At 52.9% G+C, this 21,863-nt stretch carries 16 protein-coding genes; 9 read left to right on the forward strand and 7 right to left on the reverse strand.

All coding sequences use genetic code 11. The features are described 5' to 3' along the window. Window positions 1-8 precede the first annotated feature (8 nt). Both ACZ48S_RS02680 and ACZ48S_RS02685 read right to left on the reverse strand, forming a co-directional pair. Window positions 9-1,406: an MBL fold metallo-hydrolase RNA specificity domain-containing protein gene (locus ACZ48S_RS02680; RefSeq protein ID WP_464213808.1), complete on the reverse strand. Its 1,398-nt coding sequence runs from the start codon at window positions 1,404-1,406 to the stop codon at window positions 9-11. Window positions 1,407-1,465: 59 nt separating this feature from the next. Continuing rightward, window positions 1,466-3,910, reverse strand: a complete 2,445-nt coding sequence (locus ACZ48S_RS02685; RefSeq protein ID WP_464213810.1) for a DNA translocase FtsK — start codon at window positions 3,908-3,910, stop codon at window positions 1,466-1,468. A gap of 1,059 nt (window positions 3,911-4,969) precedes the next feature. Between ACZ48S_RS02685 and ACZ48S_RS02690 the strand changes: the two genes are divergently transcribed. From ACZ48S_RS02690 to ACZ48S_RS02700, 3 genes are all read left to right on the forward strand, one after another. Then, a complete protein-coding gene (locus ACZ48S_RS02690; protein WP_464214532.1) occupies window positions 4,970-5,923 on the forward strand; it encodes an IS110 family RNA-guided transposase in 954 nt (317 codons plus the stop codon). 505 nt (window positions 5,924-6,428) lie between these two features. After that, window positions 6,429-7,010, forward strand: coding sequence for a Holliday junction branch migration protein RuvA (gene ruvA / locus ACZ48S_RS02695; protein WP_464213812.1), 582 nt, complete (start codon window positions 6,429-6,431; stop codon window positions 7,008-7,010). 22 nt (window positions 7,011-7,032) lie between these two features. Next, on the forward strand, window positions 7,033-7,224 hold the full coding sequence (locus tag ACZ48S_RS02700) for a hypothetical protein (RefSeq protein WP_464213814.1): 192 nt from the start codon (window positions 7,033-7,035) through the stop codon (window positions 7,222-7,224). 25 nt (window positions 7,225-7,249) lie between these two features. On the opposite strand, the gene ACZ48S_RS02705 is transcribed toward ACZ48S_RS02700, so the two are convergent. Next, window positions 7,250-7,903, reverse strand: coding sequence for a GyrI-like domain-containing protein (locus tag ACZ48S_RS02705; protein WP_464213816.1), 654 nt, complete (start codon window positions 7,901-7,903; stop codon window positions 7,250-7,252). 233 nt (window positions 7,904-8,136) lie between these two features. Here ACZ48S_RS02705 and ACZ48S_RS02710 point away from each other — a divergent pair, with 233 nt between their 5' ends. Together ACZ48S_RS02710 and ACZ48S_RS02715 are read left to right on the forward strand one after the other, a co-directional pair. Then, window positions 8,137-8,835 (forward strand): response regulator transcription factor, encoded by a 699-nt coding sequence (locus tag ACZ48S_RS02710; protein WP_464213818.1) that lies wholly within the window; start codon window positions 8,137-8,139, stop codon window positions 8,833-8,835. Next, window positions 8,816-9,931, forward strand: a complete 1,116-nt coding sequence (locus ACZ48S_RS02715; protein ID WP_464213820.1) for a PAS domain-containing sensor histidine kinase — start codon at window positions 8,816-8,818, stop codon at window positions 9,929-9,931. Before ACZ48S_RS02710 ends, ACZ48S_RS02715 begins: the two co-directional genes overlap by 20 nt. A 563-nt stretch (window positions 9,932-10,494) precedes the next feature. Here ACZ48S_RS02715 and hisI read toward each other — a convergent pair. Further along, a complete protein-coding gene (gene hisI / locus ACZ48S_RS02720; protein ID WP_464213822.1) occupies window positions 10,495-10,845 on the reverse strand; it encodes a phosphoribosyl-AMP cyclohydrolase in 351 nt (116 codons plus the stop codon). A 55-nt stretch (window positions 10,846-10,900) separates the two neighbouring features. Then, entirely contained in the window at window positions 10,901-11,608 is a 708-nt protein-coding gene (gene hisA / locus ACZ48S_RS02725; protein WP_464214534.1) for a 1-(5-phosphoribosyl)-5-[(5-phosphoribosylamino)methylideneamino]imidazole-4-carboxamide isomerase, read from the reverse strand. A gap of 205 nt (window positions 11,609-11,813) precedes the next feature. On the opposite strand from hisA, the gene ACZ48S_RS02730 reads away from it, so the two are divergent. The 4 genes from ACZ48S_RS02730 to ACZ48S_RS02745 all read left to right on the forward strand — a co-directional run bounded on the left by ACZ48S_RS02730 (window position 11,814) and on the right by ACZ48S_RS02745 (window position 19,552). Continuing rightward, complete coding sequence (locus ACZ48S_RS02730) at window positions 11,814-17,192, forward strand: PAS domain S-box protein (protein WP_464213824.1); 5,379 nt, start codon at window positions 11,814-11,816, stop codon at window positions 17,190-17,192. A gap of 66 nt (window positions 17,193-17,258) precedes the next feature. Further along, window positions 17,259-18,095: a response regulator gene (locus ACZ48S_RS02735; protein ID WP_464213826.1), complete on the forward strand. Its 837-nt coding sequence runs from the start codon at window positions 17,259-17,261 to the stop codon at window positions 18,093-18,095. 4 nt (window positions 18,096-18,099) lie between these two features. Continuing rightward, window positions 18,100-19,179, forward strand: a complete 1,080-nt coding sequence (locus ACZ48S_RS02740; protein ID WP_464213828.1) for a cobalamin B12-binding domain-containing protein — start codon at window positions 18,100-18,102, stop codon at window positions 19,177-19,179. Beyond that, window positions 19,166-19,552: a hypothetical protein gene (locus ACZ48S_RS02745; RefSeq protein ID WP_464213830.1), complete on the forward strand. Its 387-nt coding sequence runs from the start codon at window positions 19,166-19,168 to the stop codon at window positions 19,550-19,552. The genes ACZ48S_RS02740 and ACZ48S_RS02745 overlap by 14 nt, the downstream gene beginning before the upstream one ends. An 8-nt stretch (window positions 19,553-19,560) precedes the next feature. Here ACZ48S_RS02745 and ACZ48S_RS02750 read toward each other — a convergent pair whose 3' ends face one another. Together ACZ48S_RS02750 and ACZ48S_RS02755 are read right to left on the reverse strand one after the other, a co-directional pair. After that, window positions 19,561-20,508: a ribose-phosphate diphosphokinase gene (locus ACZ48S_RS02750; RefSeq protein WP_464213832.1), complete on the reverse strand. Its 948-nt coding sequence runs from the start codon at window positions 20,506-20,508 to the stop codon at window positions 19,561-19,563. 84 nt (window positions 20,509-20,592) lie between these two features. Continuing rightward, on the reverse strand, window positions 20,593-21,840 hold the full coding sequence (locus ACZ48S_RS02755; RefSeq protein WP_464213834.1) for a serine hydroxymethyltransferase: 1,248 nt from the start codon (window positions 21,838-21,840) through the stop codon (window positions 20,593-20,595). Window positions 21,841-21,863 lie beyond the last annotated feature (23 nt).

Raw genomic sequence — 21,863 nt, forward strand, 5'->3', positions numbered from 1 at the left:
CGGCGGGATTACAACTCAAAACTGTCGCCGTAGACGGGCGCGGTTACCGGCCAGCCGGTGCGCTGCTTCAGTGCTTCGGTGAAAGAGGCGGCAGATTCTTCTTCACCGTGAGTGACGAAGATATGCCGCGGCGGCTTGGCCATGTGTGATGCCCAGTTTAATAATTCGCTGCGGCCGGCGTGAGCCGACAGACCGTGCAGTTGCTCTACGCGGGCATTAACATCATAGTACTGACCCAGTATCCGTACCGGTGAAGTGCCGCTGGTGATTACCCTTCCCAGCGTACCGCGAGCCTGGTAGCCGACGAAAAGGATGGTGCTCTCGCTCCGAGAGATATTACTGACCAGGTGGTGCTTGATACGGCCACCGGCTGCCATGCCCGAACCGGCGATTATAATGCTGGAACCCTTCTTTTTAGCGATTGCTCTTGAATCCGAAACCGACCCGGTCAGGGTTAATCCGGAGAACTCAAACGGCGATCCTTTTTTGTAATTGTCGATATCACCTCCCCAGAGTTCCGGGTGGCGACTGAAGATTTCAGTAAGCTTGATAGCCATGGGGCTGTCAACGAAAACCGGTATTTTGGGGATTTCTCCCTGTGCCCGCAGTAATTTCAGGTAATGCAGCAGTTCCTGGGTGCGTTCCAGGGCAAAAGCCGGGATAACGATGTTGCCGCCGCGGCGGACGGTATCATTGATGATATCCGCCAGCCGTTTTTTAATCTCCGAAGACGGCGGATGCTCCCGGTCACCGTAGGTAGACTCGACCACCAGGTAGTCCGGGGAGGCCAGGGATTCCGGCGCGTCCTGCAGCAGGCGTTCGGGACGGCCGATGTCGCCGGAAAAACAGATGGAACGAGCCTGGTTTCCCGACATAAATTCAAGCAACACCATGGCTGAACCCATGACGTGACCGGCATCAAAGAGGGTGGCTGTTATGCCGTCCAGTTTCAAAGGTTTCTCCCGCGGTATTGGGCGGAACAGCGGTACACAAGCCTGAGCGTCTTCAACCGTGTAGAGCGGGGCTTCTGGGTGCGGTGTCTTGCCGCGCCTACCTTCCCGGGTGTGACGTCGCTTTTTATAGTCCGCGTCTTCTTCCTGGATGCGCGCTGAATCCAGCAGCATTACCTCCGCCATTTCCAGGGTGGCGTCGGTGGCGTACACCGGACCGCTGAAGCCTTCCTTAACCAGCCTGGGCAGCAGCCCGCAGTGGTCAATGTGAGCGTGAGTCAGGAACACGGCGTCTATCTTTGACGGCTCAAGGGGCGAAGTGTCCCAGTTGCGGGAACGGAATTCGCGTTCCTGGTACATGCCGCAGTCAACCAAAAGCTGCGTCCGGGTATCTTCCAGGAGATACCTTGACCCGGTGACATTGCCGGCGGCGCCCAGGAAAGTCAGTTTAGGCATATTAATTATACAATAACCCAAAAACGTCAACGGCACAAATCAATGATTGGCGGCCGGTTCTAGTATTCATCATCCTGCGGTATTTCAGCACCGCCGTCGTCATAATCTTCCTCCAGGGCCTCCTTGACCTCGTCGGCCAGGCGGGCGGCGCGCGGATAGCCGATATGCAGTTTACGCTGCAGGAAGGAAGCGGAAATGGTGCCGGTATCCCGTGCCAGTTTCATGGCTGACTCAAACAGGGAATCCCGCGGGCGCACGGTGTCGGCGGCTGGACCGGACTGCGAGGGAGACGGAATATCTTCGATTCTAAGTATCGGCTCCTGGGGTTCCGGTGTCTGGCCGTTCCAGAAATAAACCAGCCGCTCGGATTCAGCGTCAGAGACAAAGCAGCCCTGAAGCCGCTTGGGTTTGGCGGCGTCGGTGGGCATGTACAGCATATCGCCCCGTCCCAGCAGTTTTTCGGCGCCGACCGAGTCCAGTATGGTGCGGGAGTCCACCTGGGAGGTTACGGCGAAGGAGATGCGGGTGGGGAAGTTGGCCTTGATCAGGCCGGTTATGACATCGACCGAAGGCCGCTGGGTGGCCACTACCAGGTGGATGCCCACGGCGCGGGCCATCTGGGCCAGGCGGCAGAGCAGGTGCTCCACGTCATCAAAGCCGGCCATCATCAGGTCAGCCAGTTCATCGATAACCAGCACCAGGTAGGGCATCTTTTCAGAATGCTTTTTGTTATAGGCGTCAATATTGCGCGCTGAAACCGCAGCCATCTGCTTATAGCGCCGGTCCATCTCACCGGCCAGCCATTTGAGAGAACCGATAGCCTTGTCCACGTCCACGATAACCGGCGCCGCCAGGTGGGGCATGGAATTGTAAGGCGTCAGTTCCACCCGCTTAGGGTCTATCATAATAAACTTAACTTCATTGGGAGTGTTGTGCATCATCAGGCAGCAGATGATGGCATTGAGGCAAACAGTCTTGCCGGAACCGGTAGAGCCGGCTATCAGCAGGTGGGGCATCTTGGCCAGGTCACCTACCACGGCTTCACCGCCGGCACCCTTACCCAGGGCCAGGGCCAGCGGCGACTTAGCCTGGAGTTTCTGGAAAGCGCTGGTTTCAATGACGGTCCGCATACTGACACTGCCCAGCATGGTATTGGGCACCTCTATGCCCACCAGGGACTTGCCGGGAATTGGAGCCTCGATGCGTATTGAAGGCGCGGCCAGCGCCAGCGCCAGGTCATTGGCCAGCGAAGAGATACGGTCAACCTTGACCCGGGTGCGCCCGGTTTCTATCTGCCGGGTAACCGGATTGCCGTCCTTGTCTTTCTCTTTAAGTTCCTTGACGCGGCGGTCCCAGCCGGGCTCGACGCCGAACTGGGTAACGGTGGGTCCGGCGTTTATCTGCACCACCGTACCTTCTACGCCATAGCTTCCCAGGGCATCTTCTATCATGCGGGCGCGCTGCTGATTGTCAGCTTCACCGTATTCAATTTCCGGGGTATAATCCAGGATTTCCACCGGCGGCAGGCGCCAGCCGTCGGAAGTCAGCAGCGCGGCGGTTTCACCGTATTTGCGCCAGACGTCCTGGGCTACCTGCTTGAGGTCACGGGTTTCTTCTTTTTCCTCGGCATCCGCTGAAGTTTCATCCGTGGTTTCATTCTTTTTAGCGGCAGCGGCGTCGCCCGGGGTGGTATCGGGTTTTTTAGCTGATGGACTTTCACCGGCGACCAGGGTCGAAGAAGGGATTGAGGTAGCTTCCTGGGGCAGCGGCGGTTTGGTCTGCGGCGGACGCGGGCGATCTCCGGGCAAAGCCATCCTTGAGGGGGCCTGGCGTGATACCTGGGGAGTTGAAGGGTAGGGACGGAAACTGCCTTCGAGATGGGGTGGAGTCTTATCCACCCGGAACGGACGGCTGATTATTCGGCCCATTCCTTTAACCGCTGACAGGGCAACAGCCGGCACCAGCAGGACAAAAGCCAGCAGCAACAGGCCGATAACTCTCAGCCAGCCACCGGCCCCGGTGTCCGAACCGATTATGGCCAGGCCGAAACTGCCGCCGGCGCCGCCGAGGGCCAGCAATCCCCAGCCGGCCAGGATAAGCAGGACAGACCCCAGCCAGCGGTACCAGTAGATGAAAGTGGTTCTGCGGGCAAAGGCGGCAACCGCTTCACGCTTAAAAACGGCGATGGCGATGATAATACCAAGTATGACCAGCAGCAAGCCCCAGCCGAAGACAGCCGCGGTGCCGGAAAAAAGCTGGTTGATAAAGGTTTCTACGGCAGTACGCTGCCAGATTAACAGCGCCGCCAGGAATATCAATACCAGCATCCAGACGAAAGCGGTGGCTCCGGCGCTCTGCTTGGTGGCAGTGGTGTTTTTTGCGGCTTTAGGCCGGGCGGTCCTGGCTGTTTTGGCCGGTTTTACCGGTTTGCGGGCGCTGCTTTTGACGACCGCTGAACGGTTCTTATTCTTGTTGCGGTTATTATCCTTCTTGTTAATTGACATAATCGGTTAGAGTTTATCAGCCGGCGGGGAAGTTGTAAAGGTTTTAGGTTGGTGATATGAGTAGTCAGTTTATAGTTTTCAGTTCACAGTGTTTTAGTAAAAAGTTTTCAGTGTTCAAGTTCTCAGTTTACAGTTATCAGCTGGGAAGAGGGAATTGTTTTTGTTTATGCAGGCCCGGTGCCGCCTCACAGAAACGAATCCCATTTTCCAGCTTTGAGATTTTTCGGCTCAATCGTGAGTCGTTTTGCCAATTCAAACATATTCAAATGATTCAAAGATTTTGATCCATAGTTGATAGTTAGTAGTTTTCAGTCATCAGTTTTCTTAGTTTATAGTTTATAGTTTTCAGTTCTCAGTTGTCAGTAGTTAGCAGTTTTTAGTTGGATAAGGAGTCGGGTTACCTGCTCGTGGCGAAATCCTAATATCGAATATCTAAGCACTAAACAATATCTAATACCAAAATTCAAATGGGGGAACGGTTTTCAGTTCTCAGTTTTCAGTAGTTAGCAGTTTTCAGTTTTGAAGATCAGGGCTTGGAAGGTGACTGGGGCAACCTGTGGTCAAAAAATCAATGGCTCTATTTTTTTGACAATATAATGGGGTTTGAGTTTCCGCGGGAGTTGAGGTACATTCAAATAATCATATATTAATGTGTATAAGATAGAACGCATGATAGCATATTAAGCCCTGTCGCGCAAGGGGTAAAGGTTACAGTTTTGGTCCACGGGGCGGGAAGCACTAATATCGAAATGCTAAACAATACGCAATGATCAATATCTAATGTCGAATATCTAAACCCTAAACAATAACAAATATCTAAATTCAAAGGTTCAAAAACGGTTAAGTAGTCAGAGGTCAGTAGTCAGTTTTTAGTCTTGTATCTTTAACTAGTAGTAAAATATCTGGTGACGGGAGACAGATCGGTAATATCTAGGTGCCCCAACACCGTAATTTAGCTAGGTCGTCTCCCGGATAATCCCGGAAAGCCCGGACAGTTGCAAGGGTTAAACAAGCCCGCATCTGCAAGGATGGGATAAGGGAAAAAGGAGATGCATGGATATGGAAAGTTTTGTCGGCATTGATATCTCTAAAGCCTCTGTCGATGTAGCGGTACACCAGAGCAAGGAACACTGGACCTTTACTAACGATGAAAATGGCATCAAAAAGCTGGTTAATCTGATGCGCAAGGTTTCTCCCAGCCTGATTGTCATGGAGTCCACCGGCAGCTATGAAGTCGCAGCTGCTTATGAGTTGGATGCCCGCGGCTATGCTGTTGCGGTGGTCAATCCCCGCCATATCAGGGACTTCGCCCGTTCTACCGGTCTGCTGGCCAAGACGGACGTCCTGGATGCCAGAGTTATCGCCCGCTTCGCCGCCACCATTAAGCCGGCACCTCGTGTCTTGCCGGATGAGGAGGCCCAAAGACTGGCGGCAATCATGTCCCGGCGCAGGCAGGTGGTAGCTATGTTGACAGCGGAAAAGAACCGACTGGGTCAAGCAAACCATAATGTAAAAGAACGGATTACGCAGCATATAAGCTGGCTGGAACAGGAGCTGGATGATCTCAATAAAGAATCGGGTAGTATGATAGAAACCAATCCTGAGTGGAAAGAGAAAAGTGATATCATGCAAAGCGTACCAGGGGTCGGCCGTAATCTGGCGCTTACATTGCTTTCGGACCTGCCTGAATTGGGTACTCTGAATCGGAAGCAGATTGCGGCATTGTGCGGTTTGGCTCCATTCAATCGTGACAGCGGGCAAATGCGAGGCAAACGGTCTGTCTGGGGAGGCCGGAGCAGCGTGCGTGCCGCTGTTTACATGGCAGCCTTTTCGGCTGTTCGCTGGAATCCTTTGCTCAAGGAATTCTATCAGCGTCTGGTGGACTCGGGCAAACGGCGCAAGGTGGCTATGGTAGCCTGTATGCGTAAATTGCTCTGCATACTGAACGCCATGCTGAAAAACAGGACTATTTGGAACGTCCAAATTATTCATCCGCTGGTTTCTTGTCCTTAGTTTTCATTACAGTTGCTAAATTCAAAGGTTCAAAAACGGTTAAGTAGTCAGAGGTCAGTAGTCAGTTTTTAGTCTATGGATTCCCAGCTTTCGCCGAGAATGACATACTGAGGGCTACCGAGATTGCTTCGCCGTAGGCTCGCAATGACTAGCCCGCTACGCGATAAACACTAATATCGAATATCTAAGCACTAAACAATATCTAATATTCAAATTCAAATGACCAAAAATGTGGGCTCGAGAAATCACGAATCTCAAGTTACAAATTACAGACAATATTCAAATACCAATGTTCAATATCTAAACAGGGTTACCAGAGAGAGTTGCGAAGGTACTTATACCTGATTGCGCGGCATTGGCAGGCTTTCATCATGGGGGGATATTCGTAGTTTTTTGTGAATATGCGCATGTTGACTATCAGTGTTCGGGGAAGCGGGTTTATCCTTGCCTTTTTAGTTTTTGTAGCGTAAATTAGTGCCGGTAACGCAATAAGCAAGGACGGATTATGATCGCGAGCCTGAAAGGCAAAGTAGAGATGATTGGCGCCGACTGGGCACTGATCAATGTCGGCGGCGTCGGCTACAAGGTTTACCTGACCACTTCCGCGCTCTCAGGCCTGAGCAACGCAGCTGAGGCGCGCTTTTATACGCATCTCCAGGTCAAGGAAGACGGGCTGACCCTTTACGGCTTTACGACTTTCGAAGAGCTGGGGGTTTTCGAGACGATGATGGATGTTTCCGGCATCGGCGCCCGGCTGGCGCTGTCTTTGCTTTCAGCCTTCAAGGCTGATGAACTGGCGACTATTATCGCTACCGGCAACGCTGATATGCTGTGCACCGTATCGGGAGTGGGCAAGAAAACGGCTTCCCGAATTGTGCTGGAATTGAAGGATAAAATCACCAAGACATGGGCATCCGCGCTTCCGGGCACCGGTTCGACAGCGGACAACGAAGTGATGGGAGCGCTGACCGCACTGGGTTACAGCGGAGCTGAAGCGGCCAGGGCGGTGATGGACCTGCCGAAGGATGGGGAGTTGTCCATCGAAGAAAAAATAAAGCTGGCCCTGGCGGGACTCAGCCGAGGTTAATTCGAAAATACAAGAGGGCGGAATGGCACATCATGAAACATGCAGCCGCTGCGGCGGCAGCGGGCAGACAGAGTGTCCGGTTTGCCGGGGTGAAGGACGGGTGAAATATCCGGGCAGCTTTGGGGGAGATCATACCTGCACCGCCTGCGGCGGCAGCGGGAAAGACCGCTGCCATGCCTGCGGCGGCAGCGGCACGGTAAAACTGGAAGACTAATACTGTCGGTTATCGCCAACCTGATTCAGGCTACCGGCTGGCGGATGATTGTTTTCAGTTTTTCCGGCGCGCCGCGCCGGGGGTCGGAAAGGTAGATTTCATGATGTTTCTGCAGCTGACCGTCGAAGCCGCAACCATTTTCCTTGATGAAACGGTGCAGGGTTTCTATGGTGGGTCCTTCAGTGGAATAAGGTCCGATGTGCAGCACTTGGGCGGCTCTGCCCTCATCCAATAACTCGAATTTAATTTTATCAATGGCACCGGGATTCTTCCTGCGGCGTACCGTGTCTACAGCCCGTTCAACCAGGTCAGCGGCTATGAAATCCGGCTGCGGCAGCAGGTAAATCCAGCGCCAGCATTCGCGGCGTCCCGCGGTGAAATCAGTCATGTCATCCGACCACCACAAACCTTCCAAGCCCATCACTTTGAAGTCTATTCCCAGCTCCTTTTTGACAGTGAATTTCAGAGTATAGGCAACCGGAAAAAGAGTTTCCATGGCCGCACCAGCCTCGGCTCCGTCAGGTGCGCCCTGTCCCTCAACCATAAGATAATTGAGCGGCGACACATCGACAAACACCGGTTGTCCGGCTTTGGCGCTGTAAAGGGATTTCAATTCTTTTTTCAGGTCCAGTTTAACGGTCATCAGAAAATACTCTGTCGGCTCCATGCCGGTAGCCATTATGATAGCCTTTTTACCCGGCGAGTCAAGCGTTGATTAAAATAACGGAGGCAACCGCGGCGGAGATAGTGATGGAAACGCCGAAGATAGCGTAAAAAATATTGAAGTTATCATAATAACCGCTGGTTAACCAAAAGTCCTATATCTTAAGGTCTAGTATTATATTGATTAAACTGTAAAGATATACTACAATTTAAGCGGGTCAAAAATTTGGACCTGAAGTGAGGAGAATAATGGCCAAAACACGAATACTAATCGCCGACGACCATGCGGTACTGCGTGAAGGGATGCGGCGGCTTTTCGACCAGGAAAAGGACATGGAAGTTATCGGGGAGGCGTGCGACGGGGAAGAAGCGGTAAGCCTGGTTGATGAATTAAAACCGGACATAGTGCTGATGGACATCGTGATGCCCAAGCTGACCGGCGTGGAAGCGACCAAACTGATTAAAAAGGTCAACCCGGCCACCTGCATCCTGATCCTGACGGCTTACTCCGACATACGCTACATCCTGGGGTTGCTGGAAGCCGGCGCCTCCGGATATTTACTGAAAAGCGCGCGAGCTGACGAAATCGTCGGCGCCATCCGGGCGGTGCGCAGCGGTGAGTCGGTGCTGGATTCACTGGCCACCCGAAAACTGCTGGAGAGGGTAGTTAACCTGTCCAAAGAAGTGCCGGAAGAAAAAGGCCGCGGCCAGCTTTCACCCCGGGAAATCGAGATCCTGCGGCTGGCGGCCAGGGGCATGAGCAACCGAGATATTGCTGAAAAGCTGGAGCTTTCGATGCGTACCGTGAAGGCTCACCTGTCCAACATATTCAACAAAATGCGATGTTCCTGCCGTACCGAGGCCATCGTCAAGGGATTCCGCGAAGGTTATGTGACGCTGGAAGACGTGCCGCAGGGTATAGAAGCCTATGAAAAAGAGAAGATCTAGCTGCGGTCTGCCTGACCAGGACTACCGGTATCTTTTTGAAAACGCCTCCGACGCCATCTGGGTTCAGGACCTGGCGGGTCAGATTGTGTATGCCAACCGGGCAACCGAAAAGATGACCGGCTACGAGGTCGAATCCTTGATAGGCCAGGATTTCCTGGAGTTTTTATCTGACGAGGAGTCATATGGAGTTGCCTGCGAGGTTCAGCGGACGCTGCTCGAAGGTGAAGAGTGCCAGCAGCCTTATGAACAGCGCATTGTCCGGGTGGACGGCTCACTGTCCATCTGGCGGGTGGCCACCAGCCTGCTGTGCGTTGACGGTGAAATAAAAGGATTCCAGCATATTGCCCGCGATGTTACCACCGAACGCAAAGCGCAGGATAATATGCGCTTCTATGTCCAGGAAGTGATACGAGCGCAGGAGGATGAACGCCGCCGGGTGGCGCGCGAGTTACATGACGAAGTTTCGCCGTCTTTGCTGCTGCTCATCCAGCGGATTGACGCCATTGTTTCCAACAGCCGACTGAAGCTTTCGGTGACGATGAAAGAAAGGATGGAAGACCTGCGGGTGCAGACGGTGGAAGCGCTGGAGAGCACCCGCCGCATCGCCCAGGACCTGCGGCCGCGCATACTGGATGACCTGGGGTTGATTCCGGCGCTGGAATGGATGGCCGATAATTTAATAAAAAAACACGGCATCGAGGCCAAAGTTACCATAAACGGCAACGAACGGCAGCTGCCGGCTGAAGTGCAATTGCTGCTTTTCCGCATCGTCCAGGAAGCCACCAACAACGTACGGAAGCATTCGGAAGCCTCGCAGGTGGAGATTAACGTCAGCTACGGTGAAGATAAGACGGTGGTTTATATAGCCGATAACGGCAAGGGTTTTGCCCTGCCGCAGCGGGTCAGCGACATGGCGGCTCTCGGCAAACTGGGCCTGGCCGGCATGCAGGAGCGGGCGCAGCTTATCGGCGGTGAGGTTAGCCTGAAAAGCGATCCCGGTCATGGTACGGTAGTTACCATTGAGGTGCCGAACCAGGGAATGCTGTGTGAACTGACAGCCAAGGAAAAGGAACTGGAAGCAAGGCTGAAGGTATAAGTGGTGGGAAATTCTAAGCACTAATATCTAAGCACTAAACAATATCTAATACTCAAAATTCAAATGACCAAAGAGTTCACAGTTGTCAGTAGTCAGTTATCAGTCGTTTAGAGTTTTCAGTTCTCAGTAGTTCGCAGTTTTCAGTTTATGGATTCCCGGCTTTCGCCGAGAATGACATACTGAGGGTTACCGGGATTGCTTCGCTGACGCTCGCAATGACTAGCCCGCTGGGCGGGAAATTCTAATATCGAATATCTAAAGACTAAACAATATCAAATATCCAAATTAAAATGACCAAAAAAGGGGACGCCGGAAATCTCAAATCTCAAGCACCATATAGCAGACAAATCCTAATATCCAAATTCTAAATGCTAAACAATATCTAATATCTAAAATCAAATGACCGAAACCGGGGAAGCGGGAAATTCCAAAGTTCAAACCCCAAGTGACAAGCAATATCAAAATTCTATTATTCAGTATTAAAATACAATCAGCTTGTCAGTAATAAAAAACCAGCCTGGAATAACAGGCTGGTTTTTTTGTGCTAGTTAATGTTTAGCGGGTTAGTCTTCGGTGGCGGTGACATGCTCCGGGATCAGTTTCTCGAAGAAACAGCTGGTTTCGCCGGTGTGGCAGGTGGGACCCTTGGGTTCGGCCTTGACCAGGATAGCGTCATTGTCGCAGTCCAGCCAGAGTTCCTTGACCATTAGTTTGTTGCCGGAGGTAGCGCCTTTATTCCACAGTTCCTGACGGGAACGGGAATAGAACCAGACGCTGCCGGTTTCCAGGGTGAGACGGGCTGATTCCTTGTTCATGTAGCCCAGCATGAGAACCTGACCGGTGCTGGCGTCCTGCACGATGGCGGCGACCAAGCCCTTGTCATCCAGTTTGAGACCTTTTCCTTTGACTGCCAATGTATATTATCCTCCAAAAATTTTATCTAACGGAAATTGCCGCGGTCAACGGCGGTTATTTTGCCAGCGCCTTCTTCAGGTCAATGGCGCCGGTGTAGAGAGATTTGCCGAGTATAGCGCCGGAGGCGCCGATGAGTTTAAGTATTTTCAGGTGGCTCAGTGAAGCTATACCGCCGGAAGCGATGACCGGTACTTTAACCGCCTGGATAAGCTCGTAAAGGGCGGTAAAGTTCGGTTCGGTAAGGGTTCCGTCCCGCGAAATATCGGTGAAAACAAAGCGCGCAACGCCCAGTTCCGCCATCTGCCGGGCGAAATCAACGACCGGGATATCGGTTTCTTCCCGCCAGCCGTTGACGGCCATTCTGCCGTCACGTCCGTCAAGAGATACTATGACGGCATCACCGTACTTGCGGCAGGCTTCCCGTACCAGTTCCGGGTTTTCCACCGCGGCAGTGCCCAGCACCACCCGGTCAACGCCGGTTTTCAGCAGCTTGCCGATGACGGCGGCGTCACGGATGCCGCCGCCCAGCTGGATGGGGACTACAGCCGACTGGGCTATCTGGGAGATGATATTGAGATTGACGGTTTCACCGGAAGCGGCACCGTCCAGGTCAACAATATGCAATCGGGGGGCGCCCATGGACTGCCACTTGAGAGCAACAGCAACCGGATTATTTGAATAAACAGTTTCCTGGGCATAGTCGCCCTGGAAAAGACGGACACAGCGGCCGCCGCGGATATCTATGGCTGGAATGATTTCGATGACGGGCACTCCCTTGATTCAGCAGTAATTGGAAACGGGGGATATTATAACATTAAGACAGGACAGCGGCCAATGAATGGGATTACACCAAAATTTTAGTATTTTAGTACAACCTTGGACAAAAGGCGTATAATGTAGAGTATATCGGTTTATTAAATCGGTGTTTGATAACTCCGAGGCTTAAATCTGCCGGCTGGAGATGACGATGGAAAACAGCAAAAAGTCCAAACCGGATCCTTCAGGCCAGAATTTGAATGGTATTTTCGAAGCGGACCCCGACGGAAAGCTAATCGTCGATAAAAAAGGCAAGGTGCTGCTGGCCAACCCGGCGGCAGCCAGGATTATGGACCGGGAACCGGCTGGTATTATTGGTCATTCATTTAAGTATCCACTGACAACCGGGCGGGACAGCGAGATACAGCTACTGAAAAGGGACGGCTCTACCGGCAACGCTGAAATGAGGGCGATGGCAACCCGGTGGCAGGGAAAGGATGCTTTCCTGGTGACACTGCGTGATGTTACCGGCCACCATTGGGTGGAAGAGGAACTGCTCAACCGCAACGCGACGCTGGCTGCCATTTTCGAAAATGCGCCGAACATCGTGATGCTGGTAAATGATGAAGGCCGGGTCGTCGACATCAACCGGGCGGGTATAGAGTTTGCCGGGCGGAAAAAGGAAGAACTGCTGGGACTGTTGGGCGGGGAAGTATTCCAGTGCCTTAACTCATTTGACGGCGAAGGCTGCGGCAAGAACGCCGAATGCACCGACTGCCCGGTGCGTTCCAGGGTAGAGCGTACGTTGGAGACCGGAGAGCCTATATATGACGAAGAAGGGGAGTTTGAAATCCGGCGGTACGGGGAAACGGTCAGGCTGCACCTGCTGATTTCCACCTCACCTATCAAAACCTCTGAAGGCCGGCAGGTGCTGGTGACGCTGACGGATATCACCAACAAGTACAAGATTGCCAGGGCATTGGAAACCAGTGAAAGGCACTATCATTTCCTGATGGATAACGTGCCCAGCGCGGTGTCCATCGTGCAGGACGGCAAAATAGTATTCGCCAACCGGAGAGTGGAGAAGCTTACGGGATATACCTTTGAAGAACTAATAGACATAAACGGATTTGACCTAGTGCACCCGGATGACCGGGAAAAGGTCAGGGAAAGATATCAGAAACGTTCACGGGGTGAGGCTGAGGTAAAAGCTTATTCGCTACGGATCATCAAAAAGAGCGGAGACACCGCCTGGGTGAGGAGACGGGTCAGTACCCTTGAATGGGAAGGAAAAGCGGCCATCCTGGTTATGGACGTGGATATTACCGAACGGATGAAGGCAGAGGAGGAAGCCCGCAAACGCCGTGAAGAACTGAACCTGATGCTTAACCAGGTGCCGTGTATCCTGTGGTCCATGGACACGGACTTGAGATACACTGCAGCTTCCGGTTCAGGATTGAAGACCTCCGGCAGGATTCCCGAAGACCTCATAGGCAAGACTATTTATGAATACAACAGGAAATTTACCGAATCATCTCATTTTGTAAAAGTGCTGAGAAAGGCCTTGAAAGGGCACTCTCAGACTATTGAAGAGCAATCAGTAAGCAATAACCGGACTTTCCAGGTCCACATGGAGCCGATGTACGGGGATGACGGACGGGAGATTATCGGCATTGTCGGTGTCAGTGTTGACGTTACCCAAAGTAAAGAAGCGGAACAGAAAACCAGGGAAAATCAGCAGAAGTACCAGACGTTATTTGAAGGCAGCGGCGACGCGGCATTTGTCCACCAGCCCAGCCAGGAAGGATTGCCGGGGAAATTTATTGAAGTCAACGAAGCAGCCTGCCGGCTGCTGGGATTCACCAGAAACGCGCTGCTAAAGATGAACCCGGGTGAGATTGTGCTCTGGGAGAAGGCCGGTGTAACACCGGCGGGAATCATGCAGCGTTTGCAAAGGGAAAAACGGATTATCCTGGAAACAGCCTTCAGGCACAAAGACGGGCATGAGATACCAGCGGAAGTTCATATCCACCTGTTTGAGTTAGAAGACAAACCGACAGTGTTAACGCTCGCCCGCGATATAACCGAACGAAAAAAAGCTGAAGCCGACCTGATAGAGCGGCAAATTGTATTAAGGAAAATGCTGGATGAAAGCCTGGAGATGGTCGGGTCGAAATCAGGCGCGATTGACTACGCCGGATTGACCGATTCAATGCGGGATATCTGCGGAGCAAAATACGGTGTTTTCAACCTATTTGATGAAAATGGCCGGGATTTTACAACGATGGCGGTATCCGGCTTCAGCGATGATCACCATTTGATTCCGGCGACACTCGGTTTCAAACTCAAGGGCAAGAAATGGAAATATGACCCGATCCGGGCAGGAAAGACCAGAGACAGGACAATTACCCGATTTGAATCCGTGCATGAACTTTCCGGAGCAGTGCTGCCGAAGATGGCGGTTCAGGCGCTGGAAAAAGCCTTCGGTACGGGAGAGACGTTTGTAGTCAAGATAAGCAGGCACGGGGTTACCGTCGGGGATTTTACCCTGTTCTTCGCAAACGGGGATACTTTAAAAAACAAAGAACTGGCTGAGCTGTTTGCCAATAACATAGGGCTGTATATTGATCGAAGAACAGCGGAAGAGGAATTGGAGCAAACCAAAGACCAGTTATCCAAGGCGGAGCTTTTTGCCGGTTTCGGACATTGGCAGATCAACCTGGCGGAAAAACCCGTGGAATCTTCACTGGGAGCCAGGGGTATTTATGGTGCCGGCGATAAGGAATTGACGCTGGCCGACATCAAGAAATTCCCGCTGCCACAATACCGCAAGACGCTGGATAAAGCGCTGGACGGGCTGGTGAAGCGGAATGAACCTTATGACTTGGAGTTTAAAATAACACGCGGCAGCGACGGCAACATACGGGATATACACTCGACCGCCGAATATGACAGCGGCAGCAATAAAGTTTTCGGCGTTATCCAGGATATTACCAAGCGCAAAAAAGCCGAAGAAGAATTACAGCGATATGTGAATGAACTGAAAGACCGCAACAATTTCATTCAAACAATCATTGATAACCTGCCGATAGGACTGGCTATCAACAGTATCGGTGACGGCAAAGCCACTTACATAAACAGCAAGTTTGAAGAGATTTACGGCTGGCCGAAGAAGGATATTACCGATATAAGCCGTTTCTTCGAAAAGGTTTATCCGGACCCGGACTACCGGAAGCAGATACAGGAAAGGGTGATGGCCGATATAGCCAGCGGTGACCCGGCGCGGATGGCCTGGGACAACATTGAGATTATCACCAAATCCGGGGAGAAAAAGATAATCAGCGCGGCTAATATTCCGATCCAGGAACAGGGGGTGATGGTTTCCACGGTGCGCGATGTTACGGCGCAGAAGAAGGCGGAAAGGGAACTAGAAAAGAGCAATGAACTCTTTTCCAACCTGGCCAGACTGGTGCCGGGAGTTGTTTATCAGTACCGATTATATCCAGACGGACATTCAGCGTTCCCATATTCCAGCCCGGGTATGAATGATATTTATGAATATTCTCCCGAAGAAGTCCAGGAAGACGCGTCTCCTGTTTTCAGTCGGTTACATCCGGATGACTACGACATGGTGAGCGAGGCTATCTTGGAGTCAGCCAAAACATTGAAGGAGTTCTTTTGTGAATTCAGGGTTATTCTGCCGCGGCAAGGATTGCGGTGGCGCTGGTCCCAGGCACATCCGCAACGAACGGATGACGGCGGGACTCTTTGGCACGGTATCATCTCAGATATCACCGAGCGCAAACAAGCAGAGGAAATAGTAAGAATTAATGAAGCCAGATACAAGGCTATTTCTAACTTAATCAATGATTTTGCCTTCTCCTGTTTGCGAGACAGCCAGGGAGAAGAGTTTAAAGTTGACTGGATAGCAGGGGCTGTGGAAAGAGTTTTGGGTTATCCTGACGAGTATATTCAAAAACAGGGCTGTTGGAAATTCGCGGTATATCCGCAGGATGTACCAATTTTTGATCAGAACATCACCAGGCTGCGACCGGGTGAAAAGGCAACCTTTGAATTAAGAGTGATTTCGAAGAGTGGGGATATAAAATGGTTAAGATGCCATGTCCGGGTTACTACCGAAGAAGAATTGCCGGGCAAACACAGGCTGCTTGGTGGGTGTGAGGATATCACCGAGCGCATCAAAGCCGAGGAAACACTAAGGGAATCAGAAGAAAAATACCGTCAGCTGGCGGAGAACACCGAGTCCATACCATGGGAATATGACGTCAATAAAGACCGATGGACTTACGTAGCTCCGCAGGTGGAAAGAATTACCGGCTATAGCTCTGAGGAATGGACAGACCTGAAATTCTGGACGGATCATATACATGAGCAGGATAGGGAGTGGGCGGCGCTGTATTGCGCTGACTGCACCAAAAAAGGACTGGCCCACACTTTTGAATACCGGTTTGTGAAAAAGAATGGGGATATTATCTGGCTGCGCGATATTGTTACCGTTGAAATGAAAGGTGCTCAGCCGGTGAAACTCCGGGGCATCATGTTCGATATAACCGAAACCAAGAACTCTGAAGAAGCATTGAAGGAGAGTGAGCAAAAATACCGAATAGTAGCGGATTATACCGATGACTGGGAATACTGGCTCAACAATGAAGGGAAGTTTGAATATATTTCACCGGCTTGTGAGCGGATTACCGGATATACGAGAGAGGAATTCATCAATAATCCGAAACTATATATGGATATTGTGCATCCGGAAGACCACAGGCGGGTAGCGAGCCACCTCAGCAGTCCGGACAACTGTAAAGACCATGGAGAATTGGAATACCGCATCATACGGAAGGACGGCGGAGAGCGCTGGCTAAGCCACAGCTGCCGCAAAGTGCAGGATGCGGATGGTAATTCCCTGGGACGCCGGGCGGCTAATACAGATATCACCGCGCGCAAGCAGATGGAAGAAAAGTTGAAAAACTCGGCTGAAGAATGGGCGACTACATTTGATGCCATAACTGACCCTATATCAATTATGGACACCGAAGGCCGGCTGATGCAGGTGAATCAAGCATATGCCAGGGCTTTTGGGCAAAAGCCCAACAAGCTTATGGGGCGGCATTGTTACGAAATCGCCCACGGAACAGACAAACCGATAGCGGACTGTCCGCTTCCCAAAACGCTGGAAAATAAAGAAGCTGTCATTGCCGAAATAAACGACCTGGGCAAAGGCCGGTTTACCCAGGTTACCACATACCCAGTTTTTGATGCCCAGGGCAAAGTAACCAGCGTTATCCACATCACTAAAGATATCACCGATCGCAAAGAAGCGGAGATTAACGAGCGCCAGCTGCGCGAGAAAGCGGAGATGTCCAGCAGACTGGCGGCGGTAGGTGAGATGGCAGCCGGCATCGCCCACGAGATAAACAATCCGCTGACCGGCGTTATCGGTTTCTCCGAACTGCTGCTGGGGCGGGAAGACATCCCGGAGGACATGAAGGAAGAGCTGACCATCATCAACGCCGGCAGCCAGCGGGTGAAGGATATAGTCAGAAGAATGCTCACCTTTGCCCGTCAGTAACAGCCGGTAAAGAGCGCCACTTCCATCACTGAACTGCTGGAAAATACCCTGGAGCTGAGAAGCTATGTGCTCCGGACCAGCAACATCGAAGTGGTTAAAGACTATACCCCGGACCTGCCGTGGGTAACGGCGGACGCCGGGCAGCTGCAGCAGGTATTTCTGAACATCATCGTCAACGCGGAATACGCCATGAAAAAGGAGCACGACAAGGGCGTACTGAAGGTAAAAACCGAAAAGCTGGATGATCATATAAGGGTCTCCATAACCGATGATGGTTCGGGTATGTCTGAAGAGATCAAGGCCAAGCTGTTCCAGCCGTTCTTTACCACCAAGGAGCCGGGAGAGGGTACCGGCCTGGGACTGCCGCTTTCGTTCGGGATCGTGCAGGAGCACGGCGGCAGCATCGAGGTGGACAGTGAAGAAGGCAAGGGAACTACATTCATGATTGACCTCCCGATAACCCCGGTGGAAGAGCTTGAGGAAAAACAAGAGCCGATTGCGGAAGAACCGGAGAGGAAGACGAAAAAACGAGCGCGAATCCTGGTAGCTGATGATGAGCCGACGGTGGGGGCACTGGTCAAGGCGGTGCTGGCTGATGAAGGGCATGAGGTTACCGACTGCCGCAGTCCCGAGGAGGCTTTCAAGAAGCTGGAAGAGAGCAGCTACGACCTGGTGATACTGGATATCCGGATGCCGGGGATGAGCGGCATAGAGCTATACGAAGAGATAAAGAAGCGCTGGCCGGAACAGGCGCAAAAAGTGTTGTTTTTGACCGGCGACACCTCCGACCTGGTCACCAGGGAATACCTTAATACCCACCAGGTGCCGTATATGGTCAAACCGTTTGAAAAACAGGAACTCAAGGATAAAGTGAGAGAAGTACTGAGCGCCAAGGAGGCATGAATTTTTGAACACAGGTAAATATATCGCCGAATACATCTACGCAAACCGGGATAAACTGGCGGAGGAAATCACGCGGTCACAGCAGCCGGAGCGAGCGGATGTGTCGCCGAAATTCGGCATGACGTTCGGTAAATACGTCGAGTATGCCCGCCATGACCTGCACCAGCTGGCCGAGGCGCTGATAGCCGGAGATTCCGGCCTTTTCAGCGCCTATAAGGTGTGGCAGCAGTCCATGATGCTGGGCCACAGGGTGCCGACATTCTTTGTGCAGATGAACATGGACGCCGAACAGGCGGCATTGAAAAAGTTTTTGCCTGAAGATCATAACGAACTTATCTCCGGTTATTTCAACGATGCCGCCGCGGCATTGCAGCAGGCCGGAGATTTCAGCCGGGTATTTACCGAGGAAACAGGGACCTACGGTGAAATGGCTAAACAGTACCTGGGACTGCTGCTGAGCGGAGACCGCAAGACGGCCGGCGAACTGGTGATGAAGGCAGTTGATGAGAACAGCATCGGCATTCCGGATTTATACCTGAAGGTATTTCACCCGGTGATGTATGAAGTGGGCAGATTGTGGCAGACGGGGCAGATTACGGTAGCCCACGAGCATTTCTGCAGTGCGGCGACGCAGCTGATAATGTCGGAGCTGTACCCCCGCATCCGCAAACTGTCCCCGAAACAGGACAAACTGGCGGTGGCTGCCTGCGTGGCCGGTGAACTGCACGAGATAGGGCTGCGAATGAGCGCCGACCTGCTGGAGATGGCAGGGTGGCGGACGATGTATATCGGGGCCAACACTCCAGCGGCCAGCATCATAGACATCGCCCGGGAGCAGAAAGCGCAGGCACTGGCGCTTTCCATGTGCCTGCCGTCCAACGGCCCGGCATTAAGGGAGCTGATAGCCGCGGCAAGGCAAGAGCTGGGTGAAGATATAAAGATAATAATCGGCGGCTACATCCTGGCGGCCAATCCCCAATACGCCGCTTCTTTCCAGGCTAACGGAGTGGTAACAAAAGCCGGCGAAGCACCGGAAGTGCTGAACAGATTAATGGATAAGGCGGCGACCAATGCCGGACAATGAAATAAACTATATGCAACAGCCGGAAGACGGCAAGTGGCACGAGGCCATCAGCGGCATTATGAATGAACTGGTAACGGTGAAACGGCAGCTGCAGCAGAAAAACGCGGAGCTGGAGGAAGCCCTGGCCCAGGTCAAGATACTCAAAGGGCTGCTGCCCATCTGTGCCAACTGCAAGAATGTACGGGATGACAAGGGCTACTGGCAGACGGTGGAAAGCTTTGTTTCCGCCCATACCGACGCTACCTTCACCCACGGTCTATGCCCGACCTGCGTCAGAAAGCTGTATCCGGAATTTGCGGACGAAGTCCTGAGGGAGTCCGACAAAGAAGCGGAAAAGGGTCAAGACCAGGGTTTCACCCCGAGCAATAACTAAAGCGTGATTCAGGAATCCTGCTGGAACATGGCACCGACAGACAGGCCGGTGTGGATGCGGTGGATGGCCTCGCCCAAAAGCGGGGCGATGGAGAGCACGGTTATCTTGTCCAGCTGTTTCTCCGGCGTCAGTGGCACGGTGTCGGTGACGATGACTTCCCTGACCGGTGAGGCAGCGATGCGTTCAATGGCCGGGCCGGAAAAAATGGGGTGGGTGCAGCAGGAGTAAACCTCGGTGGCGCCGGCCTTGAGCAGGGTATCCACCGAATTGGTCAGTGAACCGGCGGTATCAATCTCATCATCAACGGTCAGAGCGGTACGGCCTTCAACATCGCCGATGATATTGATGGTTTCAGTGCGGTCATCATTGCCTACGCGGCGCTTTTCAATAATAGCCAGGGGGGCGTTGAGCCGCTCGGCGAAGTCACGAGCCTGCTTGGTGATACCAATGTCGGTAGCTACCACCACCAGGTTTTCCAGGTTCATTTTCTTGACGTGGTTGGTTATCAGGTTGATGGCGGAAAGTTCGTCAACCGGGATATTGAAAAAGCCCTGTATCTGGGCGGCGTGCAGGTCAACGGTGAGGACGCGGTTGGCGCCGGATACAGTGATGATATCAGCAATGAGACGGGCGGTGATGGGGACGCGGGGCTGGTCCTTCTTGTCAGTGCGGCCGTAGCCGTAGTAGGGAATGACGGCGGTGATGCGGCCGGCGGAGGCGCGCTTGAGGGCATCAATCATGATCATGGTTTCCATGATGCTCTGGTTGACCGGCGAGGAAAAAGGCTGGATGACGAAGGTGTCCCGGTTGCGGACGTTGTCCATGATGCGGACGAAGGTATTTTCATTGGAAAACTGGAAAACCTTGCAGTTGCCCAGTGGAATACCCAGGTAGTCCACTACGGAATTGGCCAGGGCCGGATTGGCGTTGCCGGTAAATACCTTAAGTTCGTCCATAAGTTCAGTTCCTTCTAGACTCTAGATTTTTATTTCCAAGACCCGGTCAATTGAGGTTGCCGGCTTTTATTCTAGCACGCGGCTTCAGTCAGTAATACCCGGCACCGGGAAATCGGCGGTCAGTTCCCTGACCTCGGCGGCGACTCGAGTTTCGATTTCAGCGTTACCGAAGCTGCGGATGACCTGGTTAATCCAGTCCGCTATTTTGACCATCTCGGCCTGTCCGAAGCCGCGGGTGGTAACCGCCGGGGTGCCCAGGCGCATGCCGTTGGGAGAGGTGGGCTTCTGGCCGACGATGAAGGGCACGGTATTGCGGTTAACCACGATGCCGCAGCGTCCCAGCGCCTCTTCAGCCTCCTTGCCGTTGACACCGGCTTCTGTCAGGTCCAGCAGCACCAGGTGGTTGTCGGTGCCGCCGGAAATCAGGCGCAGGCCGTATTTTTCCAGCTCTTTAGCCAGGACGCGGGCGTTTTCAATCACCTGGAGGGAGTATTCACCGAACTCCGGCGCGGCCGCTTCCCGGAAAGCCACCGCCTTGCCGGCGATGACGTGCATCAGCGGACCGCCCTGGATGCCGGGGAAGGCGGCCGAATCCACGGCATGGGCATATTCCTCTTTACACAGCACAAAGCCGCCGCGCGGGCCGCGCAGCGTCTTGTGGGTGGTGGATGTGACGATGTCAGCCCAGGGCACTGGAGAAGGATGAACGCCAGCGGCCACCAGCCCGGCGATATGGGCGATGTCAACCACCAGCTTGGCGCCGACCCGGTCACAGATATGGCGGAAGCGCTCAAAATCAATGACACGGGGGTAGGCGGAAGCGCCGGCCATGATGAGCTTGGGCTGGGCTTCAAGGGCCAGCTTTTCCATGCCGGCATAATCAATGCGCTCGGTTTCCCGGTCCAGGCCGTAGGCGACCACGTTATACATCTTGCCGGTGAAGTTGGGCCTGGCGCCATGCGTCAGGTGTCCGCCGTGCGACAAGCTCATACCCATGATGGTGTCTCCCGGTTTGACCAGGGCGAAGTAGGCGGTCATATTGGCCTGGGCGCCGGAATGGGGCTGGACATTGGCGTGCTCCGCCTTGAACAGTTCCCTGGCGCGCTCAATGGCCAGGGACTCGATTTCATCCATGTTGTGGCAGCCGCCGTAGTAGCGTTTACCGGGATAGCCTTCAGCGTATTTGTTGGTCAGTGACGAACCCTGGGCCTGCAGAATAGCGCGGGAGGCGTAGTTTTCCGAGGCGATTAAATTGATGGTTTCCTGCTGCCGCGTGTCCTCCGCGGCGATGGCGTTATAGATTACGGGGTCATCAAAACGAAGTCTGGTCATGCGGTTTTTTCCTCACAGCTCAA

The sequence above is a fragment of the Dehalogenimonas sp. NIT-SK1 genome (assembly GCF_055384165.1).

What these genes read in the sequence shown, in the direction of transcription:
- ruvA (WP_464213812.1), top strand. Translation starts at nt 6,429, where the DNA reads ATGATCGCGAGCCTGAAAGGCAAAGTAGAGATGATTGGCGCCGACTGG.
- ACZ48S_RS02680 (WP_464213808.1), bottom strand. Translation starts at nt 1,406, where the DNA reads ATGCCTAAACTGACTTTCCTGGGCGCCGCCGGCAATGTCACCGGGTCA.
- ACZ48S_RS02730 (WP_464213824.1), top strand. Translation starts at nt 11,814, where the DNA reads ATGGAAAACAGCAAAAAGTCCAAACCGGATCCTTCAGGCCAGAATTTG.
- ACZ48S_RS02705 (WP_464213816.1), bottom strand. Translation starts at nt 7,903, where the DNA reads ATGGCTACCGGCATGGAGCCGACAGAGTATTTTCTGATGACCGTTAAA.
- ACZ48S_RS02700 (WP_464213814.1), top strand. Translation starts at nt 7,033, where the DNA reads ATGGCACATCATGAAACATGCAGCCGCTGCGGCGGCAGCGGGCAGACA.
- ACZ48S_RS02710 (WP_464213818.1), top strand. Translation starts at nt 8,137, where the DNA reads ATGGCCAAAACACGAATACTAATCGCCGACGACCATGCGGTACTGCGT.
- ACZ48S_RS02745 (WP_464213830.1), top strand. Translation starts at nt 19,166, where the DNA reads ATGCCGGACAATGAAATAAACTATATGCAACAGCCGGAAGACGGCAAG.
- ACZ48S_RS02690 (WP_464214532.1), top strand. Translation starts at nt 4,970, where the DNA reads ATGGAAAGTTTTGTCGGCATTGATATCTCTAAAGCCTCTGTCGATGTA.
- ACZ48S_RS02750 (WP_464213832.1), bottom strand. Translation starts at nt 20,508, where the DNA reads ATGGACGAACTTAAGGTATTTACCGGCAACGCCAATCCGGCCCTGGCC.
- ACZ48S_RS02715 (WP_464213820.1), top strand. Translation starts at nt 8,816, where the DNA reads ATGAAAAAGAGAAGATCTAGCTGCGGTCTGCCTGACCAGGACTACCGG.
- ACZ48S_RS02755 (WP_464213834.1), bottom strand. Translation starts at nt 21,840, where the DNA reads ATGACCAGACTTCGTTTTGATGACCCCGTAATCTATAACGCCATCGCC.
- ACZ48S_RS02685 (WP_464213810.1), bottom strand. Translation starts at nt 3,910, where the DNA reads ATGTCAATTAACAAGAAGGATAATAACCGCAACAAGAATAAGAACCGT.